Origin of the sequence: Azospirillum sp. B2RO_4, from assembly GCF_051124815.1 — a bacterium.
Classification (GTDB): domain Bacteria; phylum Pseudomonadota; class Alphaproteobacteria; order Azospirillales; family Azospirillaceae; genus Azospirillum.
This window is the reverse complement of sequence record NZ_CP118485.1, coordinates 2591775-2611995: the sequence shown is the minus strand read 5'-3', so window position 1 is coordinate 2611995 and position 20221 is coordinate 2591775. Positions and strand designations below refer to the sequence as shown.

Below are 20221 nucleotides of genomic sequence, written 5' to 3'. Positions count from 1 at the left end.
CCAAGGCTGACACCAATCCGACAGCGTGGCGACCCGTGCCGATGGGATTGCGCCGTTTGTCACGACCCGCACCCCATGCCCCGCGGTCATTGCGGTTGCGCCATGGGGTCGGCATGTCGTACCCATTTCGCCAGTTGCATCCGCACGGATGCCCCCGCTTCGCATGCTTTTTGGGTGTGCGGGCAAGTTGCGAGCAGATGGCGAGCCTATGGCCAAGCGCAAGGTTTTCGACGATTTCGATCCGGCTCCGTCCGGTCCCTCCGTCTCCGAGACTCTGCGCGAGACGCGCATGGCGCATGGCTACGACCTGCGCGACGTCGCGACGATGCTGCGCATCCGCTATCCTTACCTGCTGGCGATCGAGGAAGGGCGGTATCAGGAACTGCCGGGCAGCACCTATGCCATCGGCTTCCTGCGCTCCTACGCGGAGTGCCTGGGGCTGGACCCGGACATGGTCGTCACCCGCTACAAGGAGGAGGCGGCCGGCACCGTCCGCCGGCAGGAGCTGTATCTGCCGACACCGGCGGCCGAAGGGCGCGCCTCCGGCGGGACCCTGCTGCTCGGCACGCTGGTGCTGGCCGGCATCGTCTATGGTGGCTGGTACTATCTGTCGGCCACCGACCGGTCGGTCGCCGATCTTGTGCCGGCGCTGCCGGATCGTCTGGTCTCGCTGCTGGACGGCGTGCCGACCAAGCCGGCGGAGCAGGCTCCGGACCAGTCAGCCGGCGCGCCGGGGCAGCCGGCAGCCGCTCCCGAGGCGTCCACCCCGGTGATCGCGTCCGCTCCGCCTGCGTCGACTTCGGCACCTCCCGCCGTGGTTCCGCCGTCCGCCGTCACCGTTCCTGCCGCGCCTTCCCCGTCCACCACGTCCCCGTCCACCACTTCGCCCGCAGCCGGCAATCCGCAGGCCGTCGCGTCGGCGCCGTCCGCGGCATTGCCGGTGCCTGGGCAGCCTGCCGCGAAAGCTCCGGCCGCGTCCGCGCCCGCTGCGGCAAGCGCAGGGCAGGGCATCGTCAATGTGCCGGCCCCGCCGGCGGAGGATGATGACGAGGCCTCCCCGCAGGATCCGACTCCGCTGAACGCCGCGACGGCGCCGCCCACCGCGCCGGCCACCCCGACGGCGACGGTGCCGGCCAACGGCAAGGTGTACGGCACGCTGAACACCAACGCGAAGCTGATCCTGAAGGCGACGCAGGACAGCTGGCTGCAGGTGCGCGACGGCGGCGACATCGTCTTCACCCGCGTGCTGAAGCCGGGCGACACCTTCCGCGTTCCCGACAAGCCGAACGTGAAGATCCGCACCGGCAACGCCGGCGGGCTGGTGGTGATGGCCGACGGCGGCGAGAGCCCGCCTTTGGGGTCGGTCGGACAGGTTCTGCGAGACGTGACCATCGACGCCCACGGGGTGGTGCGGCGCTGAACCGGTGTGTGCCGGCCATGCATGGCCGGCGCTGCACCACTGACCACCCTTGAATCCCGGGCGCCGGAGCGCACTTCTGGCCTGACGCCGGCTGCGCTAGGATGCGGCAACCGGCACTGCTTTCCGCTGTCCAGAGGCTGACCTGAGATGACCGTCCGCGCCTACCGCCAGATCCTTCGCCGCAAATCGCGCCAGATTCGCGTCGGCAACGTGTTGGTCGGCGGCGATGCGCCGATCTCGGTCCAAACGATGACCAACACGCCGACCACCGACGTGAAGGCGACGGTGGAGCAGATCCAGGCGGCCGAGCGGGTGGGGGCGGACATCGTCCGCGTGTCCTGCCCCGACCGCGAGTCGGCGCTGGCGCTGAAGGAGATCGTGCGGCAGGTGAAGGTGCCGATCGTCGCCGACATCCATTTCCACTACAAGCGCGCCATCGAGGCGGCGGAGAGCGGCGCCGCCTGCCTGCGCATCAACCCCGGCAACATCGGCTCGGCCGAGCGGGTGCGCGAGGTGGTGAAGGCGGCCAAGGACCATGGCTGTTCGATGCGGATCGGCGTCAATGCCGGCTCGCTGGAGCAGGACCTGCTGGAGAAATACGGCGAGCCCTGCCCGGAAGCGATGGTCGAGAGTGCGCTGAACCACGCGAAGATCCTGGAAGACAACGATTTCCGCGAGTTCAAGATCTCGGTGAAGGCGTCGGATGCCTTCCTGGCCGTCGCCGCCTACCAGGGCTTGGCGGAGGCCTGCGATTACCCGCTGCACATCGGCATCACCGAGGCCGGCGGTCTGCGCGCCGGGACGGTGAAATCGTCGATCGGGCTCGGCATGCTGCTGTGGTCGGGCATCGGCGACACGCTGCGCGTCTCGCTGTCGGCCGATCCGTCGGAAGAGGTCCTGGTCGGCTACGACATCCTGAAGTCGCTGGGCCTGCGCCGGCGCGGCGTCACCGTCATCTCCTGCCCCAGCTGCGCCCGGCAGAACTTCAACGTCATCAAGACGGTGGAACTGCTGGAGCAGAAGCTGGCCCATATCACCACGCCGCTGACCCTGTCGGTGATCGGCTGCGTCGTGAACGGTCCGGGCGAGGCGCGGGAGACGGACATCGGCCTGACCGGCGGCGGCAACAACACCCATCAGGTCTATCTGTCCGGCGTCACCGACCACCGGCTGAAGGACCAGGACATCGTCCAGCATCTGGTCGGGCTGGTCGAAAAGAAGGCCGCCGAGATCGAGGCGGCGAAGGCCGCGGCTGAGGCCGCCGAAGCCGAATCCAACGGAGAAACCAAGCGAGACGTGGCCCCCGCCGCGGAGTAAGCTGCCCGGAATTCGGGCAGGGACAGCGACCCCAGGCGTGACCACCACCTCCTACCTCGTCATCGGCGCCAGCCACCGGACCTGTTCCGGCGTCGTCCGTGACCGCCTGTCCACCGACGAGGCGGAAGTGGCGGGCATGCTGGACCGGCTGCGCGCCGCCGGGGTGGGGCAGGCGGTGTGGCTCAGCACCTGCGACCGGGTGGAGGTTCAGGCGGTCCACGAGCGTCCGAACGAGGCGGCGCTGGCGATTGCCGAGGCGATGGCCGACCGCGCCGGGCTGGCGACATCCGATCTGGCGCCGCAGCTCTACACCCGCACCGGCATCGACGCCGTGCGCCACCTGTTCGCGGTGGCCTGCTCGCTCGACAGCCAGATCGTCGGCGAGCCGCATATCCTCGGCCAGCTGAAGGCCGCCCACCGCAGCGCCGCCGGCGCTGGCATGACCGGGCCGGAACTGGAGGCGGTGCTGCAGGCCGCGTATGCCGCCGCCAAGCGGGTGCGCAGCGAGACTCCCATCGCGGAGGGGGCCACCTCGCTTGCCGCCGCCGCCATCCAGGTGGCGCGCGACCTGCACGGCGACATCAGGCGTTGCGGCGCCCTGCTGGTGGGGTTGGGCGACATGGGCGCCCTGGTGCTGGAGGGGCTGCGCGAGGCCGGGCTGCCGCGGCTGACGGTCGCAGCGCCGGTGGACCGGCGGGCGGAAGCGGCGGCGCGGCGGCTCGACGGGCATTTCGCCCCTTGGGCCGATCTGGAGACGGCGCTGACCGGCGCCGATATCCTGGTGACCGCGGCAGGTCTTGGGCGCTATATCCTGACCGCCCCGATGATGGAGGCTGTGCTGAAGCGCCGCCGGCGCCGGCCGGTCTTCATTGTCGATGCCGCCATACCGGCCGACGTCGATCCGGCGGTGGCGGGCATGGACGGCGCCTTCGTCTATGATCTGGGCGATCTGGAGCGGGTGGCGCTGCAGGGCCGCGTCGGGCGCGAGGCGGCGACCCAGGCGGCCTGGATGATCGTGGACGAGGCGGTCGCCGCCTTCGCCCGCGACCGTGCGGAACGCGCCGCGGTGCCCGCCGTGGCGGCGCTCCGCACCCATTTCGAGGCGGAACGGCGGCGCCTGCTGGCCGGGCATGCCGACCTGGACGCGGCGTCGGCAACGCGGCTGCTGGTCAACCGGCTGCTGCACGCCCCGTCGGAAGCGCTGCGGGCGCTGGCCGCCGACGGCAGCGGCGAGGGGCTGGCCGAACGGGCCGCGGCCGAACGGCTGATGTTCCGGCTTTTCGGGCTGGACAGGGTGACGGGCGCGGCACTGGAAGAGACTGAACGGGATAAGGACGAGCGACGTGAGCCTGGACGAGAAGTTCGATAAGGTGATGGCCCGCTATGACGAGCTGCGCGACACGCTTGCGGCCGGCCTGACCGAGTCCGGCGACTTCGCCCGGCTGTCCAAGGAATATGCCGATCTCACCCCGATCGCCGAGGCCATCGCGGAGCTGAAGAAGGGCCGCACCGAGGCCGCCGATCTGGCGGAGATGATCGCCGACGCGGGCGCCGACCCCGAGATGAAGGCGATGGCGGAGGAGGAATTCCACGTCCTGACCAAGCGCATTCCGGAACTGGAGCGCAAGGTGCAGATCTCGCTGCTGCCGAAGGACGAGGCGGACGAGAAGAATGCCATCCTGGAGGTGCGTGCCGGCACCGGCGGCGACGAGGCCGCGCTGTTCGCCGCCGAGCTGTTCGAGATGTACCGCCGCTATGCCGGCCTGCGTGGCTGGCGGTTCGAGGCGATGGACGTCAGCGAGACCGGCATCGGCGGCTACAAGGAAGCCACCGCCAACATCACCGGCCGCGGCGTGTTCGCCCGGCTGAAGTTCGAATCCGGCGTCCACCGCGTCCAGCGTGTTCCGGCGACCGAGGCCCAGGGCCGCATCCACACCTCCGCCGCCACCGTCGCCGTGCTGCCCGAGGCGGAGGAGGTGGACATCCACATCGACGAGAAGGATCTGCGGATCGACGTCTTCCGCTCCTCCGGTCCCGGCGGCCAGTCGGTCAACACCACCGACAGCGCCGTGCGCATCACCCACCTGCCGACCGGGCTGGTGGTGAGTCAGCAGGACGAGAAGTCGCAGCACAAGAACAAGGCCAAGGCGCTGAAGGTGCTGCGCGCCCGGCTGTACGACATGGAGCGCGCCGCCAAGGACGCCGTCCGCGCCGCCGACCGCAAGAACCAGGTCGGCAGCGGCGACCGCTCGGAACGCATCCGCACCTACAACTTCCCGCAAGGGCGCGTGACCGACCACCGCATCAACCTGACGCTCTACAAGATCGACAAGGTGATGGCCGGCGAGGCGCTGGACGAACTGGTCGACGCGCTGATCGCCGAGGACGAGGCTGCCCGGCTGGCGGAGCTGGGGTGAGGCTTCAGACTTCGACGCCTAATTCCCTCCCCCGCCCAGCGGGGGAGGGTCAGGGTGGGGGCAAGTGTCCGCGTTTCTACGCCCACCCAAAGCTTCAAGTACATTCGCCGCTACACCTTCCGGGTTGCGAAGAACATCAATGTTCCAAAACCTCAACACCCGCCAGCCACGCTCCGTCAAAAACGCCGTGCGCGCATCGTCATAGCCGGAGTCCGCATGCTGCCCGCCATCGACCTCGACAGCGAGGCAGACCTCCAGGCAGGCGAAATCAAGGATATAGGGAGGGATCGGATGCTGACGCCTGAACCGCCAGCCGCCAAGCTGACTGTTGCGCAGGTATCGCCACAGGCGCCGTTCGGCGTCGGTCGGCAACGTGCGCATGCCGCGGGCGCGGTGTTTGAGGACGGGGTTGCGCATGGGGGGAGTGCGTATGTGTGGGCGGCTTGCCCCCACCCTAACCCTCCCCCGCTGGGCGGGGGAGGGGATCAGTTGTCGCGGGGGAGGGGTATGCGATCATGAACCTCCGCACCCTGCGGGCGCAGGCCGAGGCGCGGCTGCGCGAGGCCGGTGTCGATACGCCGGACCTCGACGCCCGCTACCTGCTGGAACATGCGCTGACCCTCACCCGCACCGATTTCGTTACGAAGGCGGAACAACTTGTCCCCGACGCCGATGCCACCCGCGCCCTGGCGCTGGTCGAACGCCGTGCGGCGCGGGAGCCGGTGGGGCGCATCCTGGGTCACCGGGAGTTCTGGACCATCGACCTCGCCCTCAATTCGGACACGCTGGAACCGCGGCCGGACACCGAAACGGTGGTGGAGGCGGTGCTGGCCGCCATCCCCGACCGGAATGCCAATCTGAAGCTCATCGATTTCGGAACCGGAACGGGTTGCATCCTGCTGGCGCTGCTGTCGGAGCTGCCGAACGCCAGCGGTCTCGGCGTCGATCTCAGCCCGCTGGCGGTGGAGGCGGCGGCCGGGAACGCCGAGCGCAACGGGCTGGCAGACCGCGCCCGCTTCCAGACCGGCGATTGGGCCAAGGGAATCGAGGATCGTTTCGATATCGTGGTGTCCAATCCGCCCTACATCCCCAGCGCCGACATCGCCACGCTGGAACCGGAGGTGCGGGAGCATGATCCGCTCCGTGCGCTGGACGGAGGACCCGACGGGCTGGAGCCTTACCGTATCCTCGCCGCCGACCTTTCGCGCCTGCTGGTGCCCGGCGGGCTGGTGGCGTTCGAGGTCGGGCAGGGACAGGCGGAGGACGTGGCGGCGCTGGTCGAGGCGCAGGGGCTGAAGGAAACTGCGATCCTGTGTGACCTTGGTGGGGTAAAGCGCTGCGTCAGGGCGCGAAAGGCGTCGTGAGGCGGCCGTTTACCCAAAAAAACGGTTGGATCGGCAGGCTTTGGCGGGTAGTGTGCGGTACACGACCGCGAACCTATGGCCTGCGGAGCAAGAATCTCGGATGGTTTTCTGCCGAGCGCTGACCGCCATGGCCTGCCGCACGCGATGCGGACGCGTCGTTTGAACCCCGTGAGCGACCCATGGAAATCGTCCATGGCGGGCTTGGTGGCCGGGCCGCAAGGCCGGATGGCTGCCGGAGCGTTCCGGGGACTGCACTTCTCTTGCATGGGGCCTTAAGAGCCGAATGAGACAGGGACCGAACTCCAGGCGTTCGCGTGGTCGTGGCAACAGCGGCGGCGGGGGCAGCGGCGGCGGTGGTGGCGGGGGCGGCGGTGCCGGCCGGCGCCAGAACGTTCCGCTGCGTCATCAGACCTTCGACAGCAACGGCCCCGACGTCCGCATCCGCGGCAATGCGTGGCAGGTGCAGGAGAAGTATCAGGCGCTGGCGCGCGACGCGATGTCGTCCGGCGACCGCGTGCAGGCGGAAAACTACCTGCAGCATGCGGAGCATTACCTCCGCATCATCAACCAGATCCAGGAATCGGAAAACCGCCAGCGTGGCGGCCAGCCCGGCAACGGCCATGGTCATCAGCCGCAGAGCGCCTCGCATGCCGGCGATGACGACGACCAGGGCTCCGAGGACGAGACCGACGGCGAGGAGCGGGCGGCCGTCAACGCCTGATGCCTGACGGTTATTCGAGCGGCGTGACCGGGTCGCCCACCGCGATCCGGCCGCCGCCGATCACCCGGGCACGCAGCAGGATTTGGCTGTGGCCAAGCCCGCGCTCCAGAATGTTCGGCAGGCTGAGGTCGGCGACTCCACTATCCGGATTCACGTCGTTGCCGGGCGTGCAGTCCAGAGCCTCCACCACTTCCAGCGTCGCGTCACCGACGGTCAGGGTCCGGCCGATCCAGCCGCGTTCCGCCCATGGATCGATGCCGTCCACCAGCAGGTTGGCCCGCATCCGCCGGGGATCGACCGGCTGCTTGGCGATCCGCTCTTCCAGATCGCGCAGGCTGGCGAGGTTCAGCAGCGTGACCGAGGGCTCCTCGCTGTTGCCGAAGGCGCCGTGCTGCGCTTCGATCAGCCGGGGCATGCCGGGGACGATCCCAGCCAGATAGGCGGCGAAGAACTGTTCCAGCAGCGTGCGGCCCATCGGCTGGTCCAGCCGGCCGCGCGACACCTGCCGTCCGCCGCGGCGGATGATCAGGGCCCGCGTGGCCTCGTCGAACTCTGTCTGCAGCGCCGCCAGCTTTTCGGTGCGGTCCAGCGTGAAGAAGTCCGACGGCAGGCGCCAGCCTTCCGTTTCGGTATCCAGGGCTGCCGGGCCGTGCAGCAGGCCGTAGCGGCGGTCGAGCGGGATCGCCTGGCCGGCGGTCAGGTCGGTGGCGGGAAGGTCCTGGCCGCTCATGCCCTTGACGGGATAGCGGCGGATGGCGGTCAGTGTGGCATTCATTGCACTGCACAATGAAAGGGCTGGAGCGTCCCTGTCAACCGATGCGGTGCCTGTTTCTCACTCCACGGCTGGGATATCGGCGGCCGGGAGCATCCCGGTCGCCCGCTCCACCCCCTAATCTGGTGCCTTTACCAGCGTTCGGCGACCGGGCGGTGCCCCAGAAATTCCTCCAGCCGCCGTCCGGTGGCCGGCGACAGCCCGGCCGGCAGCCGGTCGAGCGGGAAGAACCGGGTCTCGACGATCTCGACTCCGTCCGCCTTGGGGCTGCCGCTCCAGCCGCGCACGACATAGACGGCCACATGGTCGCTCGCGCCGTTGCGGAAGCGGGCGTAGATGCCGAAAGGCTGAGCGGGGCGGTCGGCGATCAGACCGACCTCTTCCCGCACCTCCCGCCGCATGGCATCGACCAGCGTCTCCCCACGGTCGACGCCGCCGCCCGGCAGGTGCCAGCCATCGACATAGCTGTGCCGGATCAGCAGGACACAGGGGGTGGCCGGGTCCGAGTCGTCGATGATGATCGCCCGCACCCCCATGGTCAGCGGCCGGGCGACCCGGTGCCAGACCCCGCGCAGCGTCCAGGCGAGACGAAGCAGGCGGGCCGTCATGGTCCTGGGCATGGCGTGGTGGGCAGGAACCGGCGACGGCTTCGTGGTGGGCGCGGCGGTGCGCGTGCTGGTGCTGGAGGCGGCCAAATCGGTCATGATGGACATCCGGAAGGACCCGTGGACGGCGGGCGGCTGGGACGGCGGGCGGGCGGAAGTCTAGCCGGGCCGGGCACGTGCCGTGTAGGGGGGCAATCGGCGGTGCCGGAGCTACCCCTTTTTCCCGGTCCTAGGCAGTCCGGCGGAGAGGGCGGCGGCAGCGTTTCTCCTGCGATAACCTTTCTGTGCCGATGGTCTTGCATGGCCCTTTGCCCCGCCTACATCTTCGGCAGCATCCTTGCGGATCGCACAGTTGCGTGGATCGAGCAGGGGGATCGAGTTGGCCGGGCTGCCTAGCGGACGGTCGACAGGAGAAGGGGAGCATCATGGATTTCGAGCAATACACCGAGCGCAGCCGCGGGTTCATTCAGGCCGCGCAGACCCTGGCCGTGCGCCGTGGGCATCAGCGCCTGACCCCGGAACATCTGCTGAAGACCCTGCTGGACGACAAGGAAGGCCTTGCCGCCAACCTGATCCGTGCGGCGGGCGGCGACCCGAAGGCGGCCCTGTCGGCGGTCGATGCCGAACTGGACAAGCTGCCGAAGGTGGAGGGCAGCGGCGCCGGTCAGCTCTACCTGACGCCCGAACTCTCCCGTGTCTTCGAGCAGGCCGAAAAGGTCGCCGAGAAGGCCGGCGACAGCTTCGTCACCGCCGAACGCATCCTGCTGGCGCTGGCCATGGCCGACGGCACCCCGTCGGGCAAGGCGCTGAAGTCGGCCGGCGTGACGCCGCAGGCGCTGAACACCGCCATCAACGACATCCGCAAGGGCCGCACCGCCGACAGCGCCAGTGCCGAGCAGGGCTATGACGCCCTGAAGAAGTACGCCCGCGACCTGACCGCCGCGGCGCGCGACGGCAAGCTCGATCCCGTGATCGGCCGCGACGAGGAAATCCGCCGCACCATCCAGGTGCTGGCCCGCCGCACCAAGAACAACCCCGTGCTGATCGGCGAGCCGGGCGTCGGCAAGACCGCCATCGTCGAGGGGCTGGCCCAGCGCATCGTCAAGGGCGACGTGCCGGAAGGCCTGAAGAACAAGCAGCTTCTCTCGCTCGACCTCGGCGCGCTGGTGGCCGGCGCCAAGTATCGCGGCGAGTTCGAGGAGCGGCTGAAGGCCGTGCTGTCGGAAATCCAGGCGGCGGCCGGCGAGATCGTCGTCTTCATCGACGAGCTGCACACGCTGGTCGGCGCCGGCAAGTCGGACGGCGCGATGGACGCCTCCAACATGCTGAAGCCGGCGCTGGCGCGCGGCGAGCTGCATTGCGTCGGCGCCACCACGCTGGACGAGTTCCGCAAATACATCGAGAAGGACGCGGCGCTGGCCCGGCGCTTCCAGCCGGTCTTCGTGTCGGAGCCGACGGTGGAGGACACCATCTCCATCCTGCGCGGCCTGAAGGAGCGCTATGAGGTCCACCATGGCGTGCGCATCACCGACAGTGCCATCGTGTCGGCGGCGACCCTGTCCAACCGCTACATCACCGACCGCTTCCTGCCCGACAAGGCCATCGACCTGATCGACGAGGCGGCGAGCCGCCTGCGCATGGCGGTGGACAGCAAGCCGGAGGCCATCGACGAACTCGACCGCCGCATCATCCAGCTGAAGATCGAGCGCGAGGCGCTGAAGCGCGAGCAGGATGCCGCGTCACGCGACCGCCTGACCAACCTGGAGCGCGAGCTGTCCGACCTGGAGCAGGAGTCGGCGGAGTTGACCGCCAAGTGGCAGGCCGAGAAGGACCAGCTGCAGGGCGCGCAGAAGATCAAGGAGGATCTGGAGAAGGCCCGCACCGAACTGGAGACTTCGCAGCGCGACGGCAACTGGGGCCGCGCGGGCGAGCTGGCCTATGGCGTCATTCCGGGCCTGGAGAAGGCCTTGAAGGATGCCGAGGAGCATGCCAGCAGCCGCATGCTGAACGAGGAGGTGCGCGACGGCGACATCGCCGCGGTGGTCAGCCGCTGGACCGGCGTGCCGGTCGACAAGATGCTGGCCGGCGAGCGCGAGAAGCTGCTGGCGATGGAGGAGAAGCTGCGCAGCCGGGTGATCGGCCAGGACGAGGCGATCGTCGCCGTGTCCAACGCCGTGCGCCGGGCGCGGGCCGGGTTGCAGGACCCGAACCGTCCGATCGGCTCCTTCCTGTTCCTCGGTCCCACCGGCGTCGGCAAGACCGAGCTGACCAAGGCGCTGGCCGAGTTCCTGTTCGACGACGAGACGGCGATGGTCCGGCTCGACATGTCGGAGTATATGGAAAAGCACTCCGTCGCCCGCATGATCGGCGCGCCTCCGGGCTATGTCGGTTATGAAGAGGGCGGGGCGCTGACCGAGGCGGTGCGCCGCCGGCCCTATCAGGTCGTGCTGTTCGACGAGGTGGAGAAGGCCCATCCCGACGTCTTCAACGTGCTGCTGCAGGTGCTGGATGACGGCCGCCTGACCGACGGGCAGGGCCGCACCGTCGATTTCCGCAACGTCGTCATCATCATGACCTCCAACCTCGGCTCGCAGGCGCTGGCCGAACAGCCGGAGGGCCAGGATAGCGCTGCGGTGCGCGAGGAGGTGATGGAGGCCGTCCGCGCCCATTTCCGGCCGGAGTTCCTGAACCGCCTGGACGAGATCCTGCTGTTCCACCGGCTCGACCGCCGGCATATGGGCGGCATCGTCAAGATCCAGCTCGGCCGCCTGACCAAGATGCTTGCCGACCGCGAGATCACGCTGACGGTGGACGAGGCCGCGACCGAATGGCTGGCCGAGGCCGGATACGATCCGGTGTACGGCGCGCGTCCGCTGAAGCGGGTGATCCAGCGCGAACTGCAGAACCCGATGGCGACCCTGATCCTGGAAGGCCGCATCAAGGACGGCCAGACGGTGGCGGTCGGGGCGGAAGGCGGCTCCCTGACCATCGACGGCCAGCCGGTCAGCGGGCTGGTGGCCAAGGGCTGACGTCTGTGCCGGCCGCATTGCACCGATGAGTGCGATGCAGCTTTGTCGGGTGGCTGAACTGTGCGTATGATCGGCGGAACTGTTTAACATATCGAACAGTTTCCGCCGATCCTTCGCGGACGGCGGGCAGTGCCCCCGAACGCCCGAACAGGAAGCCCAGTTCCATGACCGCTCCCGTCAGCACCGCCGGCAATTCCGCCGCCAGCCGCGACAAGGCCTTCGTCCTCCATCCCTACACCAACCTGGATGCCCACGAGACGCAGGGGCCGATGATCATCGAGCGCGGCGAAGGCATCCGCGTCTTCGACGACGGCGGTCGGGATTACATCGAGGGGATGGCCAGCCTGTGGTGCGTCTCGCTCGGCTGGGGGGAGGAGCGGCTGGTCCAGGCGGCGACCAGGCAGATGCGGCAGCTGTCGACCTATCACATCTTCGGCCACAAGTCGCATGAGCCCGGCATCGATCTGGCGGAAAAGCTGATCGGGCTGGCGCCGGTGCCGATGTCGAAGGTCTTCTTCGCCAATTCAGGCTCGGAAGCCAACGACACCGCGATCAAGCTGATCTGGTACTACAACAACGCGCTCGGCCGGCCGGAGAAGAAGAAGATTCTCTCTCGCCAGCGCGCCTATCACGGCGTGACGGTGGCGACCGCCAGCCTGACCGGGTTGCCCAACAACCACCGCGACTTCGACCTGCCGATCGCCCGCATCATCCACGGCGACTGCCCGCACCACTACCGCAACGCCCTTGAGGGCGAGAGCGAGGAGGCCTTCGCCACCCGCCTCGCCGAACAGCTGGAGGCGCTGATCCTGGCCGAAGGGCCGGACACCATCGCCGCCATGTTCGCCGAGCCGGTCATGGGCGCCGGCGGCGTCGTGGTGCCGCCGGAGACCTATTTCGCCAAGATCCAGCCGGTGTTGAAGAAATACGACATCCTGCTGGTCGCCGACGAGGTGATCTGCGGCTTCGGCCGCACCGGCAATTTCTGGGGCAGCCAGACCATGGGCATGCAGCCGGACATCCTGACCTGCGCCAAGCAGCTGTCGTCGGGCTATCTGCCGATCTCCGCCGTCATGGTGACCGACGCCATCTATCGCGCCTGCGTCGACGAAAGCCGGAAGATCGGCACCTTCGGCCATGGCTACACCTACTCCGCCCACCCGGTGGCGGCGGCGGTGGCCCTGGAAACGCTGAAGATCTACGAGGAACGCGACATCGTCGGCCATGTCCGCTCGGTCGCCCCGGCCTTCCAGTCGCGATTGAAGGCGCTGGCCGAGCATCCGCTGGTCGGCGAGACCCGCGGCATCGGCCTGATCGGCGCGCTGGAACTGGTGGCCGACAAGGCGACCAAGGCCCCGTTCGACCCGGCCGGCCGTGCCGGTGCGGTGGTCAACGGGCTGACCCAGGACAATGGCCTGATCGTGCGGGCCATGGGCGATTCCATCGCGCTGTGTCCGCCGTTGGTGATCTCGGAAGCCGAGATCCACGAGACCTTCGACCGACTGACCAAGGCGCTCGACGCCGCGGTGCCGGTTCTGCGGGGGTAAGGGCGGGGGTAAGGATCGGCGGAGGGGGTGGGGCGTCGCGCCCTAACCCCGCCGCAGATGCATCTTGCCCAGGCCGCCCAGCGCGTCGAACAACTGGCGGAACTGGGTAAGGAACTGCTCCCAGGTCACCTTCGTCGTCGGCTCGATGGCGGCGTGAAGGGCGCCCAGGCTGGTCTTGCCGTCGACCCTAGACAGGATCGGGCCGGCCAGCCGGGGCAGGGGCAGCGCCACCACGCTGCCCATCAGGTCGAACTCCAGGCTGCCGCCGGGCGGCACCGCCTTCGCCACTGTCGCCCCGTCGATGTCGCGCAGGACCGGGACCATGTCGGCCCCGTCCGGCAGGATGCGGGCGGCGTCAATGTCAGTGGGGCGCAGCAGATAGGCGATGTGCTTGGTGAAGGCGCCGGTGATGCGCTCGGTCCAGGCGGCGCGCTCCAGCATGCCCATCCCCTCCAGCCGCTTCAGCAGGCGGGCGTCCTTGACCCACAGCGACGGCTCGTAGCGCAGCGGGTCGATCAGCGTCGCGATGGCCAGCCCGGCACTGTCCGCCAGTTCGGCCAGCTGCGGCACGCTGTAGGGACGGTCGCAGCTGTGCAGCAGCAGGTCGTACAGGTTGGCGTCGGCCAGCCGGTGGTCGCTGATGTGCGGGTTGTTCAGCAGCCAGTTGGTCGGCGGCAGAGCCTGGATCAGCCGGCGGGCCAGCGCCACCTTCTCGGCCGGCGGCAACCCGTCGGTCATGCCGCGCAGCGCCTCCTGCATCGGATAGACGCCGGTGCGGCCATAGGGCGCGTAGACCATGATGCCGATGCCGCCGCCGGGCGCCAGCGCGCCGGCCAGCGAGCGCAGGCCGGCCGCCGGTTCGTCCAGATGGTGCAGCACGCCGCAGCAGTCGATGTAGTCGAACGGCCCGGCGTCAGCCGTCACCTCGTCCAGTTCCAGCAAGGAGCCGCGGCGGAAGTCGATGTTGGTCAGACCGCGAGCCTTGGCCCGCGCCTCGGCGATGGCGCGGCTGGCGTCGGACAGGTCGATGTAGGTTATGCGGCCGGGGTTGCCGGCATCGGCCATCTGCTGCGCCAGCATGATGGTGCCGTCCCCCGTGCCGCCGCCGGCCACCAGCACGCGCAGCGGCTTGCCATGGTCGATCCGGCCGCCGAAGACGTGCTGAACGACCTCGTCCAGATGGCTGGGCGAGCCGGTGACCAGCCGCTTGGCCTCGTCGGCCGGATTGCGCGCCGGGTAGGGATAGGCTTCGTATTGGGCGCGCAGGTCGTCGATGCTCATGGGGGGGACAGCTCATAGGAAACGGGCGCGGCGACCATAGCACCGCGTCCATCCGATGACAGCCGTTCGGTGACGGCGCTTCGGTGTCTCAGCCCGGCCACCCCGTCGCTGCGCGCACCTCGCCCACCCGCGTCCCGGCGCGGTTCAGCAGCGGGGCGGTCAGCAATTGCGGCACCCGCGCCCATTGGGCGTCGGTCAGCGCCCTGGTCGAGCGGATCAGCGCGGCCAGAGCCACCTCGCGGGCACGGGCGGCGCCGTCCTCGATCTTCAGCGCGATGCCGATGCCCTGCTCCGGGATCACGGCGCAGCCGACGCCCTCCGCTCCGCCCTTGACCAGCACGGCGCCGCCGGCCGCTTCCATCAGCGCGGTGTCGAAGGTGCCGGTGCCGCCGATCAGGAAAGGGTGCTTGCCCCAGGCGGCGGCGATGCGGGTGACGGCCTCCGCCCGCGCGTCGGGCAGGTCGACCGGGTCGGCGATGCGGGCCATGGCATAGGCGATGGCGCCCAGCGGGATGCCGATGGTGGGGATGGAACAGCCGTCGACGCCCCAGGGCGCGCCGAACAGGTCCTGGCCGGTCATCTGCTCCATCACGCCCAGGATCCGCTGCTGCACCGGGTGCTCATAGCGGACATAGCCCTTCAGCCGTTCGCCCTTGTGCTTCGCCGTGGTCAGGAAACCGCTGTGCTTGCCGGAGCAGTTGTTGTGGAAGGCGGTCGGCGCCTCGCCGCGGCGGATCAGATCCTCGGCGGTGGCGGGATCGTAGGGGATCTGCGCGCCGCATTCGTAATTGTCCAGCGTCAGCCCGACCCGCTCCGCCCAGGATCGCGCCAACTCGGTGTGGCGTGCTTCGCCGTTGTGGGAGGCGCAGGCGAGCGCCAGCTCCTCGTCACCCAGCCCGAAGGCGTCGAGCGCGCCGCTTTCCACCAGCGGGATCGCCTGCAGCGACTTGATGGCGGAGCGCGGGTAGACCGGCGCGTCGATGTCGCCCCAGCGCGCCAGCACATGGCCGCCGGCATCGACGATGCAGGCGCGGGCGCGGTGGACCGACTCCACCAGGCTGCCGCGTGTCACCTCGACGGTGATCGGGCTTTCCGCCGGGCCGGAGAGGTCGGCATGGCCTTCGGCGCTCTCGCCATGGTGGTGGGAATGGCCGTGGTGGTGATCCCCACCGCAGCAGGAATGGTCGGGGGCATGGTCTTGGGTCATGCCGGCAAGCTTGCCTCGCACGCGCGGCGGCGGCAAGCTCCCGCCCGGCCATGTCCTTACTTAGATCAGCGGGTTCTTCATGCGTGGTTATTTCGGAATCGGGGTGGAGCGGATCAGCAAGCCGGGCAATGTCGGCAACCTGATGCGCACCGCCCATGCCTTCGGCGCCTCCTTCTTCTTCGCCATCGATCCGGAACCGGATCTGCGGGAGACGAAGCTGGTCGATACCTCGGGCGCCACGCTGCACCTGCCGCTCTACATCCACGAGCGGGTCGCCGATTTCACCCTGCCCAGGGACTGCATGCTGGTCGGGGTGGAACTGACCGACGACGCGGTGGAACTGCCGAGCTTCCGCCATCCGTCGCGCGCCGCCTATGTGCTGGGGCCGGAGCGCGACAGCCTGTCGCCCGCCCTGCTGGCGCGCTGCGACCATGTGGTGAAGATCCCGATGTCCTTCTGCATCAATGTCGGCGTCGCCGGGGCGCTGGTGATGTATGACCGAATGATCTCGCTCGGCCGCTTCGCCGAACGCCCTGTCCGTCCCGGCGGTCCGCTGGAGGCGCCGGCCCAGCACCGGCACGGCCGGCAGATCATGCGCAACGCCGACCGCCGCCGCCGCATCCGCGGAGAGCAGAAGCCGGCGGAGAGCGACGGCGACGAGTAAGGATGGATCAGGTGATCGGCAGCGGATCGTCCCCGGCGACGGCGCAGATCCGCTGCACCACCGCGGGCTTCGGCATCGACACCTCGCCCTGCTCGAAGGCCACCACCTGAAGCGTGCCACGCACGGCCTCCAGCAACTCGCCCCGGCGCAGCAGGAAATCGGGGGAGGACGGGCGGCCGAAGCGGGCGTTGCCGTCGGCGAAGGTCTCGTAGATCAGCACGCCGCCCGGCTTCAGCGCCGTCAGCAGGGCGGGGAACAGCGGCCGGTACAGGTAGTTCGTGACGACGATCCCGGCGAAGCGGACGTCGGCGGGCAGGGAGCCGATGGGGCCCGCCGAATCGCCGGTTTCCAGATCGGCGTGAACCAGAGTGATGCCCGCGGTGCCCTCCAGGTCGGCGACGCCGCCGAGGTCGCGGTCCAGCCCGACCACCGGATGGCCGCGCCGGTGGAACAGCCGCAGATGCCGGCCGCCGCCGCAGGCGAGGTCGAGCACAGGGCCGCCCGCGCGCACCAGCGGGGCGAAGCGCTCCACCCAGGGGGAAGGCGGCGAAAGCGGATGCGGCGTCGGCATGGTCGGATTTCCCTTCACGGACTTTTCTTCGGCGTTTGCGGGAACGATATCACAGGAGCTACGTCGGACAGGCCCGTCCGGCGTTTGACGGCGGAGCCCGGCCGTGCTGAATTAGGGCGATTCCCCGAGTCGTGCCGCTACCCGGAGCGGCGTACCGGGGCCTGTCCTTCCTGCTGCGGGTTAGTTTGGGGCTTGTGGGGATATGATCCTCTTCGCGTTGAGATGCTCGGCCGACCACCAGTTCGAAGCGTGGTTCCGCAACGGCGCCGCTTATGACGAACAGGCGGCGGCGCACCAGATCGCCTGCCCGATCTGCGGTGATACCGTCGTCGGCAAGGCGCCGATGGCCCCGCGCATCGCCAAGGGAGTCGCCCGGGCGGCCGACCGCGCCCGCGAACAGGCCGAAGCTGTGGCGGCGAACGCCCCGCCGTCCGTTGCCCCGGCTGCCCCGGCCAACGCCGTGCCCGCGGCCCTTCCCGCGCCGATCCCCGCACCCGTCCCTCTGCCGAACGCCGCCGACGTCGTCGCCGCCCTGCCGCCCAGCCTGAACGATGCCCAGCGCGAGGCGGTGGCCGAGGTGATGCGGCAGCTGACCGAGGTGCGGCGCAGCGTGGAAAAGAACTGCGACTATGTCGGCGACCGCTTCGCCGAGGAGGCGCGGCGCATCCATTACGGCGAGTCCGACCCGCGCGGCATTTATGGCGAAGCGTCGGACGAGGAGGTCGCCGAACTCAACGAGGAAGGTGTGACCTTCCATCGCATCCCCTGGATCCCGCGCACCGACTCCTGAGCGCGATCGGCAGGAAGATCGGCGGTCATAGCTCCGCCCGGCCGGCGGATCGCTACTGATTCCGCAAGAAACCATTTGAAAAACTGACTATTTGCAGGGCGCTCCCGACCGGGGGCGCCTTTGCATTTTTGCCTACCCCATTGAGTCGGCTTTGTTTTTCGGCATACGCCGACCTGCCGGCAACCCGCCCCATCGACCAAGGTAGGGGGTGCGCCCAACAATGATCTGTATCAAACAATTGGGCAGGTCAAGGGCGTACGAATTACGGGGAGAAACCCGGACGCGACCGCCCGGACGGCAACTGCCAGCCTGTCTCCTGGACGTGTCATTCTGACCCAGCCTTGCGGACGGCCGAACACTTGCCGGCACTCGATGAGGGGACGCACATGAATCAAAATGCACAACGGATCATAAACAATCCGAAGTTCCAGGAACTGGTGGCCAAGCGGTCCGCCTTCGCCTGGACTTTGTCGATTGCCATGCTGGTCATCTATTTCGGCTTCATTCTGCTGGTGGCCTTCGGGAAGGAATTCCTGGGCACGCCCATCGGATCGGGCGTCACCACCTGGGGCATGCCCATCGGCGTCTTCACCATTCTGTCCGCCTTCATCCTGACCGGCATCTACGTTCAGCGGGCGAACGGCGAGTTCGACGAGCTGAACCGCCAGATCCTGGAGGAAACCAAGTGATGCGCGCCGTCACCACCCGCATCGCCAGCACGGTCGCCGCGACGGCCGCCGCGGCCGGCGCCCTGGTTCCCGCCTCCGTCTATGCCGCCGGCGCCGTCGACGGTGCGGTGCAGAAGCAGGCGACGAACGTCGAAGCCATCGTGATGTTCATGGCCTTCGTGCTGTTCACGCTGGGCATCACCTACTGGGCGGCGCGCCGCACCAAGTCGGCCAAGGACTTCTACGCCGCCGGCGGCGGCATCACCGGCTTCCAGAACGGCCTTGCCATCGCCGGCGACTACATGTCGGCGGCCTCCTTCCTCGGCATCGCCGGCCTGGTGTACGCTAACGGCTTCGACGGCCTGATCTACTCGGTCGGCTTCCTGGTCGGCTGGCCGATCGTGCTGTTCCTGATCGCGGAGCGGCTGCGCAACCTCGGCAAGTACACCTTCGCCGACGTCGCCTCCTACCGCTTCCAGCAGACGCCGATCCGCACGCTGTCGGCCTGCGGCTCGCTGGCGACGGTCACCTTCTACCTGATCGCCCAGATGGTCGGCGCCGGCAAGCTGATCCAGCTGCTGTTCGGTCTCGACTACATGGTCGCCGTCATCATCGTCGGCGTACTGATGATCGGTTACGTGACCTTCGGCGGCATGCTGGCGACCACCTGGGTGCAGATCATCAAGGCGGTGCTGCTGCTCTCCGGTGCGTCCTTCATGGCCTTCATGATCATGGCCAAGTTCGGCTTCAGCCCCGAGGCGATGTTCAAGGCCGCCGTCGACGTCCACCCGAAGGGGCTGGCCATCATGTCGCCGGGCGCGCTGGTGTCCGATCCGGTCGACGCCATCTCTCTCGGCCTGACGCTGATGTTCGGCACCGCCGGCCTGCCGCACATCCTGATGCGCTTCTTCACCGTCTCCGACGCCAAGGAAGCCCGCAAGTCGGTCTTCTACGCCACCGGCTTCATCGGCTACTTCTACATCCTGACCTTCATCATCGGCTTCGGCGCCATCGTCCTGATCCTGGGCAAGGATGCCAACGGTGCCTATCCGTTCCTGACCGCCGCCCCGGCGGAAGGTGTCAAGGCGGCCATCGCCTCGGTCATCGGCGGCACCAACATGGCGGCCATCCACACCGCCCATGCGATCGGTGGCGACCTGTTCTTCGGCTTCATCTCCGCCGTCGCCTTCGCCACCATCCTGGCGGTGGTCGCGGGTCTGACGCTGGCCGGCGCCTCGGCCGTCTCGCATGACCTCTACGCCTCGGTCTTCGCCCGTGGCCGTGTCAACGAGGCCGACGAGATCCGCGTGTCGAAGATCACCACGGTCATCATCGGCATCATCTCCATCATCCTCGGCATCGCCTTCGAGAATCAGAACGTCGCCTTCATGGTGGGTCTGGCCTTCGCCATCGCCGCCTCGACCAACTTCCCGGTCCTGCTGATGTCGATGTTCTGGGGCAAGATGACCACCCGCGGCGCCGTCATGGGCGGTGCGATCGGCCTGATCTCCGCCTGCGTCATGATCACGCTCGGGCCGACGGTGTGGAAGGCCGTGCTGGGTCACCCGGCTCCGATCATGGGCTACGCCAACCCGGGCCTCTTCTCGATCACCCTCGCCTTCATCGGCATCTGGTTCTTCTCGATCACCGACAACAGCGCTCAGGCACAGAAGGAGCGCAAGGACTTCGAGGACCAGTATGTCCGGTCGCAGACCGGCCTGGGTGCCGAGGGTGCGTCGGCCCACTAACAAGAAGAACCCCACTAAGAAGCACCAGGGAAGGGATCGCGTCTCGCACCGCATCCCTTCCCCCTCGGGGGCGTCCAAGCCCTGGGGGAGCAAGTCCGGG

At 68.6% G+C, this 20221-nt stretch carries 19 protein-coding genes; 13 read left to right on the top strand and 6 right to left on the bottom strand.

Annotation, left to right across the window (positions count from 1 at the left end):
- The first annotated feature begins 208 nt into the window (after nt 1–208).
- From PWS46_RS12535 to prfA, 4 genes are all read left to right on the top strand, one after another.
- The gene (locus PWS46_RS12535) at nt 209–1420 is read left to right on the top strand and encodes a RodZ domain-containing protein (RefSeq protein ID WP_434615657.1); all 1212 of its coding nucleotides are present in this window, start codon (nt 209–211) and stop codon (nt 1418–1420) included.
- Between the two features lie 147 nt (nt 1421–1567).
- Nucleotides 1568–2737: a flavodoxin-dependent (E)-4-hydroxy-3-methylbut-2-enyl-diphosphate synthase gene (gene ispG / locus PWS46_RS12530; protein WP_434615654.1), complete on the top strand. Its 1170-nt coding sequence runs from the start codon at nt 1568–1570 to the stop codon at nt 2735–2737.
- A gap of 37 nt (nt 2738–2774) precedes the next feature.
- On the top strand, nt 2775–4106 hold the full coding sequence (gene hemA / locus PWS46_RS12525; protein ID WP_434615651.1) for a glutamyl-tRNA reductase: 1332 nt from the start codon (nt 2775–2777) through the stop codon (nt 4104–4106).
- Entirely contained in the window at nt 4081–5154 is a 1074-nt protein-coding gene (gene prfA / locus PWS46_RS12520) for a peptide chain release factor 1 (RefSeq protein ID WP_434615648.1), read from the top strand. Before hemA ends, prfA begins: the two co-directional genes overlap by 26 nt.
- Before the next feature lie 18 nt (nt 5155–5172).
- Here the strand turns inward: prfA and PWS46_RS12515 are convergent, their stop codons facing one another.
- On the bottom strand, nt 5173–5571 hold the full coding sequence (locus tag PWS46_RS12515; protein ID WP_434615645.1) for an endonuclease domain-containing protein: 399 nt from the start codon (nt 5569–5571) through the stop codon (nt 5173–5175).
- Between the two features lie 98 nt (nt 5572–5669).
- On the opposite strand from PWS46_RS12515, the gene prmC reads away from it, so the two are divergent.
- Both prmC and PWS46_RS12505 read left to right on the top strand, forming a co-directional pair.
- Entirely contained in the window at nt 5670–6518 is an 849-nt protein-coding gene (gene prmC, locus PWS46_RS12510; RefSeq protein WP_434615642.1) for a peptide chain release factor N(5)-glutamine methyltransferase, read from the top strand.
- Nucleotides 6519–6801: 283 nt separating this feature from the next.
- Entirely contained in the window at nt 6802–7239 is a 438-nt protein-coding gene (locus tag PWS46_RS12505) for a DUF4167 domain-containing protein (RefSeq protein ID WP_434615639.1), read from the top strand.
- Nucleotides 7240–7249: 10 nt separating this feature from the next.
- Here PWS46_RS12505 and PWS46_RS12500 read toward each other — a convergent pair whose 3' ends face one another.
- Both PWS46_RS12500 and PWS46_RS12495 read right to left on the bottom strand, forming a co-directional pair.
- Nucleotides 7250–8014 carry an MOSC domain-containing protein gene (locus PWS46_RS12500; RefSeq protein WP_434615636.1) on the bottom strand — a complete coding sequence of 255 codons (765 nt, stop codon included), beginning with the start codon at nt 8012–8014 and terminating at the stop codon, nt 7250–7252.
- 128 nt (nt 8015–8142) lie between these two features.
- Nucleotides 8143–8619, bottom strand: a complete 477-nt coding sequence (locus tag PWS46_RS12495) for an NUDIX domain-containing protein (RefSeq protein ID WP_434615633.1) — start codon at nt 8617–8619, stop codon at nt 8143–8145.
- Between PWS46_RS12495 and PWS46_RS12490 the strand changes: the two genes are divergently transcribed.
- From PWS46_RS12490 to PWS46_RS12480, 3 genes are all read left to right on the top strand, one after another.
- Complete coding sequence (locus PWS46_RS12490) at nt 8618–8779, top strand: hypothetical protein (protein ID WP_434615630.1); 162 nt, start codon at nt 8618–8620, stop codon at nt 8777–8779. The two genes, PWS46_RS12495 and PWS46_RS12490, sit on opposite strands and share 2 nt — an antisense overlap.
- 262 nt (nt 8780–9041) lie before the next feature.
- A complete protein-coding gene (clpB, locus tag PWS46_RS12485; RefSeq protein WP_434615627.1) occupies nt 9042–11645 on the top strand; it encodes an ATP-dependent chaperone ClpB in 2604 nt (867 codons plus the stop codon).
- Nucleotides 11646–11809: 164 nt separating this feature from the next.
- Entirely contained in the window at nt 11810–13192 is a 1383-nt protein-coding gene (locus PWS46_RS12480; protein WP_434615624.1) for an aspartate aminotransferase family protein, read from the top strand.
- A gap of 42 nt (nt 13193–13234) precedes the next feature.
- Here the strand turns inward: PWS46_RS12480 and PWS46_RS12475 are convergent, their stop codons facing one another.
- Nucleotides 13235–14473 (bottom strand): class I SAM-dependent methyltransferase, encoded by a 1239-nt coding sequence (locus PWS46_RS12475; RefSeq protein WP_434615621.1) that lies wholly within the window; start codon nt 14471–14473, stop codon nt 13235–13237.
- Between the two features lie 88 nt (nt 14474–14561).
- Nucleotides 14562–15680 (bottom strand): asparaginase, encoded by a 1119-nt coding sequence (locus PWS46_RS12470; protein WP_434615618.1) that lies wholly within the window; start codon nt 15678–15680, stop codon nt 14562–14564.
- A 79-nt stretch (nt 15681–15759) separates the two neighbouring features.
- On the opposite strand from PWS46_RS12470, the gene PWS46_RS12465 reads away from it, so the two are divergent.
- Nucleotides 15760–16344, top strand: coding sequence for an RNA methyltransferase (locus PWS46_RS12465; RefSeq protein WP_109152419.1), 585 nt, complete (start codon nt 15760–15762; stop codon nt 16342–16344).
- A gap of 7 nt (nt 16345–16351) precedes the next feature.
- Here the strand turns inward: PWS46_RS12465 and PWS46_RS12460 are convergent, their stop codons facing one another.
- A complete protein-coding gene (locus tag PWS46_RS12460; protein WP_434615615.1) occupies nt 16352–16915 on the bottom strand; it encodes a class I SAM-dependent methyltransferase in 564 nt (187 codons plus the stop codon).
- Nucleotides 16916–17117: 202 nt separating this feature from the next.
- Between PWS46_RS12460 and PWS46_RS12455 the strand changes: the two genes are divergently transcribed.
- From PWS46_RS12455 to PWS46_RS12445, 3 genes are all read left to right on the top strand, one after another.
- Complete coding sequence (locus tag PWS46_RS12455; RefSeq protein ID WP_434615612.1) at nt 17118–17705, top strand: DUF1178 family protein; 588 nt, start codon at nt 17118–17120, stop codon at nt 17703–17705.
- Nucleotides 17706–18091: 386 nt separating this feature from the next.
- The gene (locus PWS46_RS12450; RefSeq protein WP_434615609.1) at nt 18092–18394 is read left to right on the top strand and encodes a DUF485 domain-containing protein; all 303 of its coding nucleotides are present in this window, start codon (nt 18092–18094) and stop codon (nt 18392–18394) included.
- Nucleotides 18394–20121, top strand: coding sequence for a cation acetate symporter (locus tag PWS46_RS12445; protein WP_434615606.1), 1728 nt, complete (start codon nt 18394–18396; stop codon nt 20119–20121). Before PWS46_RS12450 ends, PWS46_RS12445 begins: the two co-directional genes overlap by 1 nt.
- The last annotated feature ends 100 nt before the right edge of the window (nt 20122–20221 follow it).